General features: G+C 37.9%; 5 protein-coding genes and 1 pseudogene. 1 reads left to right on the top strand and 5 read right to left on the bottom strand.

Annotated features, from left to right (window positions below; translation table 11 throughout):
• Window positions 1-302, top strand: a pseudogene (locus tag BCU68_RS17095) (chromosome partitioning protein ParB); the annotation flags it as partial.
• Between the two features lie 354 nt (window positions 303-656).
• Here the strand turns inward: BCU68_RS17095 and BCU68_RS12150 are convergent.
• From BCU68_RS12150 to BCU68_RS12130, 5 genes are all read right to left on the bottom strand, one after another.
• Window positions 657-3,215: an AAA family ATPase gene (locus tag BCU68_RS12150; protein ID WP_102565007.1), complete on the bottom strand. Its 2,559-nt coding sequence runs from the start codon at window positions 3,213-3,215 to the stop codon at window positions 657-659.
• 308 nt (window positions 3,216-3,523) lie between these two features.
• Window positions 3,524-4,252, bottom strand: coding sequence for a Qat anti-phage system TatD family nuclease QatD (qatD, locus tag BCU68_RS12145; RefSeq protein ID WP_102565006.1), 729 nt, complete (start codon window positions 4,250-4,252; stop codon window positions 3,524-3,526).
• Entirely contained in the window at window positions 4,252-5,583 is a 1,332-nt protein-coding gene (qatC, locus tag BCU68_RS12140) for a Qat anti-phage system QueC-like protein QatC (RefSeq protein WP_102565005.1), read from the bottom strand. Before qatC ends, qatD begins: the two co-directional genes overlap by 1 nt.
• A complete protein-coding gene (locus BCU68_RS12135; RefSeq protein WP_102565004.1) occupies window positions 5,576-6,433 on the bottom strand; it encodes a hypothetical protein in 858 nt (285 codons plus the stop codon). The genes qatC and BCU68_RS12135 overlap by 8 nt, the downstream gene beginning before the upstream one ends.
• The gene (locus BCU68_RS12130; protein WP_102565003.1) at window positions 6,433-8,226 is read right to left on the bottom strand and encodes a P-loop NTPase fold protein; all 1,794 of its coding nucleotides are present in this window, start codon (window positions 8,224-8,226) and stop codon (window positions 6,433-6,435) included. The genes BCU68_RS12135 and BCU68_RS12130 overlap by 1 nt, the downstream gene beginning before the upstream one ends.
• Window positions 8,227-8,349 lie beyond the last annotated feature (123 nt).

The raw sequence follows: 8,349 nt of genomic DNA, 5'->3' as shown, positions 1-8,349 counted from the left end.
TGCTGAGTAATGAGCGCTTACACTATCTGCAATCATTAGTCCATGAATCAACAAGTTATTCTTTACTTTGCAAATTATCAGCTATTTTTAAAGGCTGGAATAAGTATTTAAATATTCCAATTTCAGGCAATCGGGTTAGTGTAAGGCGTGTAGCTAGATATCGTATAGACGTGGATGGTAACAGAATTCCAATGACTTCAGCAGGAAACATTAATGAGGCTTTTACGATTCCGTGTGTTGAAAAAGGATCTATTCCCAAGAAGATTTTAAAACAAGCTAATGTACAAATTTGTGAGAAATAAATTTAGACATGATGTCATCGTTTTTCAACTACCTACAACAACCTAAAACGACATTAATGCGTTAAGGCTTTGGGCTTAATGGTAAATACATCAATAATGGGATAGCTATGGATCTTAGAACCAATACTGAATTCAGTCTTCTTGTAGCAACAAAATACCGCTATCAGCAGTTCAAAATAATATGTCTAGTGTTATTTTCTGCAAATGTCATATTCAAAATTTAACTCTTGGATATATCATCTTGATTATGAAGTAATTAGTTAACTTATGATGATACTTCTTTGAGATAGTTTAGGTAACACAATGCAGGTGGTAACAGGAGATATAGGGGGCTATATTCTCCTGTTAGAAAATTTATTTTCTTCGTCTCTTCAGGTTAGTAAAGTACTCATCAAGATCTACTACGTCTTTTTCTAATTCATCAATATCTGGAAATGCACCAGCAACTTCCTCTGCCATATCATGTCCGTGCATATACGTACTGCACTTGCTCATAGCAGTACTAATGGTTTCAACATCTAGGTTGGTTATATCAGTCAGGTATCTGCAATTCTGGGTTTTTACTTCCCTATTGAAACGTTCTACAACACCACGAATTAGCCATTCTTCGACAAGCCTTTCCCAAGTTTCTCGCATTTTCCCATAGATAAAACCAGCTTGGTGCTGATAGTCTTCTATTGATTCGTTGGTTGTTTTTCTAGCTCTTACTAACCTATTTTTGAGAAAGCCTATTCTGCTTTGTGTTTTTAAAGCGTCCCAAGGTGGAGTATCAAGAGGAATACCTGTAACACTCTTATTTCTAGTAACAGCTTTAATAGTCACGTCGTCAGCTGTTTCTTGAATCATTTTCATGAAAGGTAAATCATGAGTAAATACAATTACTTGTCTTGATTTTGCTTCCTCTACGATTCTCGTTGCGAATCTCACTCTCCAAATGTGGTCAAGAGAATTTACGGGATCGTCAAAGATGATTGCAGACTTTCTGCTATCAGTAGCTAACTCCGCGAAGAAGCTTGCTAAAGATATACATTTTTGCTCGCCTTCACTTGCAATATCGATAATGTTTGTCTTGTTCTCTGAGAGCTGAATGCTGAACTTTTGGTTACCTTTAACACCTTTCGTGAGAGCATTAATTTTGAAGTGGCTGAATCCTAATTTTTTTAACTCACGATTAAAAAATTCTTGCATCCTTCCGATCGATCCAGAACTACATATTTCGTTATTTAATTTTGTGATTGTAGCTGTAGAGGTGGAGCGTTTAATTTTCTCATAGGCTTCTCTTTTTTTAGCTTTCGCAATTTCAGCTTTAATTTGCTCTTTGACTGCTAGGATTTTCTCCTTGTCTTCAATTTCAAGGATTCTCTGTTGTTTAATCATAATTGCAGCTGCTTTTGCTTCGTCATTCAGCACCGCCTTCTCTGCTTCCTCCAATTTAGCTATGTGGGAATTTAACCGTATAAGTGCTACTGAATTTATTTCATCTTGTTTAAATAAAGGGGTGTTTTGTGACAAGTTATCAGATCTAGCTTTGAGTGTTTGAATTAGCGTATCGAACTGCGTACCTAACTCTCCATCCTTCTCTTTAATTTCATTGAGAATAGCGTCATATGGAACAGTACAAAAACTTAAATCCTTAATTTTTTTAAGTTCTATATTCCAGTTTTTCGACGCAGTATCCGCTTCTTTTTGCAACTCACTACGAAGATAAGTGTCGAAAGAAGCTAACCTTGATGCAGTTGTATTGTCAATTTCCTGTAGACAGGTTGGGCAGTAGTCTCCTTCCTGTAGAGTAAATGTCTTCTTTTGTTCTGTATTTTCAATGAATATTTTGGCTGCGTTCCACATCGTGAGCCATTGTTCGGAACCTATATTCGATACTGGTAGTTGAGAAAATGTCACTGAGCTTAATTTAGCCGCGGCTAACTTAGTTTGTTCTTTTTTGTCGTATAAAGCCTTGTAGTGTTGCACAGATTTTAGACTCAGCTTATTAACGAGATTTTGTAAAAACTTCTGGAGCGGCACTGCTCGAAGTCTTCTTCTTTTATATCTGTCTTTAAGTGTTTGAGGTGAGTTATTAGTCAGTTCAATGATTTCTTTTCTCAACTCTTGCAGTTCAGAGAGTTCTTTTTGAGTAGCACACAATAAATCTACGTTCTCAGGTTTTAACTGTGAACTTATGACTAGTTTGCTTGGTGTGGTGCCTATGTTCATTTGTGGAAGAACATGAACGGCTAGATAAGAGGTCTCTTCCTCTTTCGCCTTGTTCATGATAAAGCTACTCACTTTGAGCAACTCATCCAATAGCTTCAAAGCCGCAGGTTTAAAGTCCAAAGTATCCGTTTTAGACAGATAGTGAATAGATGATTGTGAGTCAAATACTCGAATAGACTTAAGACGAGGATCTGGCTCTAATTGGTTGTTCCATGCCACCAGTTCAGGCTGCCCATTTGACTCTATTTGAATTTCTGCCGATGGTATTCCAACTTTGTCAGTAAAGACATTATGTTTTAGATCAGGCGTTTCTCCCCTTGTTAAGCAGGCATTCTTCAATATTTTGGCATAACTCGACTTTCCAGCTCCGTTGTTACCATAAATAACGGTTAACCCTTTCGTAGAAAACTCTATTTTTTTCTCCGCAGCAAGTGCTGATATGTTTAAAGCATTACCAACAGAAATAAGTTTGTTTTCTTCAGCTTCTACATGGTACCCAGTTGCTTTAGCTTGCTGAGTTAATACTTCGTAATCTACACTTTTGTTTTCGAAACCGAACTCCATCTTTGCAAGTGAGTAAGCTGTCTCGAGCTCCCTATGTGATAGTTCGCCTAAACCTAATGCTTGGTTTAGAGTATATCTCCACCAATCAGGCTTTCCTTTACTATTTATTAGGTCACATATTTTTGTTGCAATCGGCATAGACAACTCCTTCGCTGACGTAAGTGTCCATAATATGGCATACGCTTTATAGAAACTTGTTATTGCTAAAAAAACATACTCAACTGAGAGTGCCTTCGCAAATATCGAACAATCAATAGGTCATCTTTTCACACAAAAGATAGAATAAATACTTAAGATTGTATTTCTATAGGTGCTTGTGTTTTACCTCGAATAATCAAGTACTCGCTTTAACCAGTTTCGTGGCAAAAATTAGTTAGATGATATCGATCTAGCACCTTTGGACGGAAATGAGTCAGGGTTATGACTCTCAGATTAAGCTAAAATCATTATATTTTTAGCAATGCTTTAAAATTACTTTTAAGTTGAAATTGAACTGAATTTTTCGATGTATCCCATTGCTTAGATAAATAATTAACAACTTCACTAACATCAGAAGGAAACAAAAGCCTCCCTTTAACCTTCGCAAATGGTCCATCTGTTTCCAGCAAAACTCTATCTTTAGGTAACCATGAAATGACTTTCTTGGCTCTTTCAGAATGAAGCATCGCAGGACCAACGGAGAAGTAACATCCTAATTCAATGGCCTTGTTAACTTGTTTTTTAGTTGCTAAGAACCAATGCAGAATTGGTATTCCAGCTTTTGGGTAGACACTTAATAGCTCTAAGACTTTATCGACAGCGTTGAGGCTGTGAATTGTTAGGATCTTATCGTTAAACTCACAGCACTTATGTAGTATATGTTCAAACACAACTTGCTGAACTTCCATGTGATCCGCATAGCTTTTTGAACCGTCTAATCCAATTTCGCCAATATACCTTGTTTCTTCACATAATGAGTCAAATAAAGCCAGCTCGTTATGTCTTTGATGTGCTAACTGAGGGTGTAATCCTAGAGCTGTTCTGCAATTACTTAACTTGTTTGTAAGTTCAACAGTACCTTTGAAAGCAGAAGGTACTGTTGTTACAGATAAAACATAAATGCCTGAACTTTTGATGTCTTTTAGGACTTTGTCATGATTAGGGTAGAGATCCACATGGCAGTGTAAATCCATCATTATACATTTTCCGACTTGAGGAAGGTTGCAACCTCTTTTAGACCTCGTTGAATCGTCGACTCAAGTTTTTTCCTAACATCAGCATCAGAAGGTAGTGAGCCGCTTTGTCGTAGCCAAGAGCGATAATCACCTGATTTGTTCAGCCGGATAATCGCGGTTTGAACTGCTTGCAAATCGTCTCTCTTTTTCGATTCTTTTAGAACAAACTTTAGATTCTGACTATCATAATCAGCGTCTTTATTCAGTGCTGCATGATGTACAGATGAGCGCCTTATCAGACAAGGGACACAATAACCACATTGAATATGCTTTCTATGCCAATGGCTACAAGAAACACTCAATGGAACTGCTTTCGTTATTGCTGCTTGATCTTTACACTCAGCAAGCATTTCACCCTTGGTCTTGAATTGATATGGGTTTACAAACTTCACATTAAAACCAGCATCCGCCAAAAGATCTTCCAACCGACTTAAAAAATATGGGTGGGTTGTTCGTGTACTATGGCTTCCAATTCTACGTCTTGTAAGTGGTGGGTTTATCGAAATGTACCCATTCTCAGGCACTATTATTGTTGATATTTCAGGATCGTCATTAGCATTACGTAATGCAACTATCCCCAGTACCGCCATCGCTAAGAAATTAAAACTTCTTCCTCGCATGGATACATCTGTTTTTCCTTTTAACCTATCCATTAAAGCAGGTGAGATACTGTAGGACAGTTCTCCAAAGCGCGAATGTAATAGAGATTTGATATTTTCTTGCTTAACGCCATCACCTCGATAAGCGTGACTTACTAGAAGAGGTTTATAGTCAGATTTATCATTAAGGATATCTATAGCGCCAACAGCACTATCTAGTCCTCCAGAAAATAAACAAACAGAGTTTAATCCTTTTAACGTTTTATGTTTTGCATTAGCTTTGTCGGTCGACTTTGGTTTTGGCATTATCATCGACGTTTTAAAGAAAGTGAACTGCCATTGGTCGCCTGTAAGAAAGTTCAAAATAGAACTCAAGCGTCCAGACAAGCTACTCCAGATATGTTCATTTGCGACGGGAACATAAAGATGCATCTCTCTTGACCAAGCATCTGCGGCAGTTTCTCTTTGCTCAAAAGTATCAGCAGCAGTAACAGCAGTGGCAATAGTAATAAGATCTATCGCACTGGTATCAATGCTAACTCCTAAATCTCTTACTAGATCTAGCAGGGCGAATGATGCTTTACTATGTTTTGTTTCGTCATGCTTGTGAATGTTATAAATCTGTACTGGATGATTATTCTCTGAATATTCAGGAAGCTCAGACGGGTCACTATGAAAGTAAAAATTAGTCATTGTAACTCTCCCAAACTTCAACTGTTTGCGTGATAGCATCAATCTGCAATTGAGTAATGTTGTTTTTTGTTATATTCCCCGCATTGCCATGCGTCACTTTTTCTACTTGTTCTTGTGTGACCACTTTTACTAATTCCCGTAGTTCTTCTTCCATGCGATGGTGCTTGCTTGCATGCTCAGTATGAAACCATGCTCTTCCCATTCCTGTAACGATGTCTTGAAAAATTAGATCTGTTAAATAGCAAGATAGTGCTTCATGCATTACATCTTCGGTAACCGCATTAGCATTAAAATCTTCATCATCTGGTAATGCTTCGGCAAGTGCGTAATCCAAAGCGATCCTAACAGCATCGGCATCACCGTTGTCTGGCGTTAGGTGTTCTGTAATCCGGTCGATTACCTGATCTTTTGTTAAGCCATTTAATTCAGATAGAGACAGCGTATTATTATTTATTGTTACACTGTCACCGGTCATCATTCTTAAGAGACCAGTACCAGCACTGATACCGCTAGCTAAACGCCTACTCGTTCCAGAACCCCCTCCTGAACCTTTTGCATACTTCCTAAGTGAGCTTCTTAAATTTGAAGCGTTTCCACCACCGCTAGCGTACTCGCCGAATGATCTTCGTGCACCGACTAAACGATTTGGTCGTGCGGTAACATCTAAAGATCCGGGGATTTGATCTTGAACTTTACCGTTATCTATTTCTTGGTTGGGAGCATTACTTGAGTCTTGACTGTCGTCGGCTCCATCACCTGAACCGAATTGAATTGGATCGCTCTGGTCTGCCCATGGCGGTACTAATGGACTTTGATTATTTGGCCCGGTTGAGGATGCTGACGTTCCCACTACTTATCTCCCTTTAATTCTGTCACAATCGGTTTTTTCCAAGGTTTATCAGGTACAGTATTTATATACGCTAAAAAGACTGACTTACATTTACCATCTTTAAGTGCAAGTAGCCTTGCTCCATAGATACCTAAAGGCATTTGGCTCCAATCTTCTACTAACTTAAATTTGTCGATTAAGCTGTCCATCACCGACAAATATTCTTCTGTCGAAGCCAACTCAATAAGCTTAGTGTTAGTTGCACTAAACCTATTTTTTTGCTTTAGAAGGCCGTCTAAGAGTTTTTGAGCTGCCCCTGACATTACCGAATTAATCGCTCCCATTGGAATGCTTTGTCTGCTCAAATAAGCAGCAGCAGTAAGGTTTAGGTCTGCAAAGGACGGTTGAATTTTTGACCATTTATCTAGAAACTCTAAGTCTTGCTTCCATTCTTCTGGTATCTTCTTAGGGTCAATCTCTACATTAACGTTTTCCATGTCAGCGATAATTTTAGGCAGGCCACTTTCTTTATCAATAAGCTCATAAAGTTTATTTGTCGCTTGAGTCCCCATGCATCGTTCAAAAATAACCAGCTTAGTTATCGTTTTTTCATCGAGTTGCATCCCTCGTCGTTTAGCCGTTTTTAGCCTCATTCGAACTTGGTTTAGCAATCTTTTGACGATTCTTGGGTTACCATTGATATTTGATGATTCAGCTAAAATCGGGGCCAATTGCTCAGCGACTTTGAACTCGCCTCTTACTTCATCAACATTATCTATATTGCAACCCGATAATAGTTCATCGACTGATATTTGGTCCTGCTGCCAAGAAAGCCGTAGTGAACTCTCAAGTTTTGATCTAATTTTCTCAAGTTCAGATTTTTCTACTTTTTTGTCCGAAGCTATCAACATCATCAAATATGCTCTAACTTCAGCAACTCCGGGCTTAGGTACATGAACAGGGATTTGAATCAATTTGTCTAAGTAGTCTGTTTGATGTCTTTGAGAAGCGCCTTTATGGAAGTGTGGAACAGCCAAGCGGATCATGTCTTCGTCTGCCGCTATAACAAACGCTGTATTTGGCAAAAATAAGAACAGTCGAATTGCTTCTAATGTAGAAATAGCATTAACTGGGGAGCACCTATCCAAGTTATCGACGTATACGATAAGTGGTTTATTGAAGCTGTCCAACAATGATGAATACGCACTTCTAAATTTTCTTATTTCGGTAGGTGGTGACAGCTTTTTCTTAGTCTTTAAGATTCCCTTACTTTTTTTGGTAACCTTACTTACTTTATCCGTAATAGTTTTAACATCACCAATTTCAAAAGTATCTTCTTCTGTTTGAGTTTCAGATTCCTCATCTTCCTCGCCAAACCAACCTATTAGCTTCTGACTAAGCCCAAATGTTGGAAATCCAGATAGCGCAGCACCTCCTTCAGCCAACATTCCTAAAAGCCGTATTTTGTCTACACGCTCTGAAAAATCAGTTGCTTTTTCAATTAGCCCTTTATCGTTTTCCGTTTTTTTAGCTTCTTTAAGTAGTTCAGAGGCAATTGTTTCAAGCAGTGCTGCTTTAGCGTCATCAAACCCTTCAAACATCCATGCATCGAAGTGTATTTGAATGTACTCTTTACTATCTTTTTCAAGGGAATTTTTGGTTAATTCTAGTATTGTTGACTTACCAGCACCCCAATTACCAAAAACCCCAACACTAATTGGCATTAGTTCTTTTTCAGTAATTAGGTCTTTGATTGATTCTGCTGTTTCATTAAAATTAAGAAAATCAATTGAAGATTCCTTATCTGACCACATCAGCCTTCCTTATTAGGTTTTATATATTGGGTTATAGCGTATAAATTTATTTTTAAATCCATTTATTGGGAATGTAAAATAAGTATAAATTACTTACTAAATAATAGTTCTAACGTTCAAAAC

This window comes from Vibrio sp. 10N.286.49.B3 (genome assembly GCF_002873395.1).
Lineage (GTDB): Bacteria > Pseudomonadota > Gammaproteobacteria > Enterobacterales > Vibrionaceae > Vibrio.
Note: the sequence above shows the minus strand (reverse complement) of the source record. Positions and strands in the feature narration are given on the sequence as shown.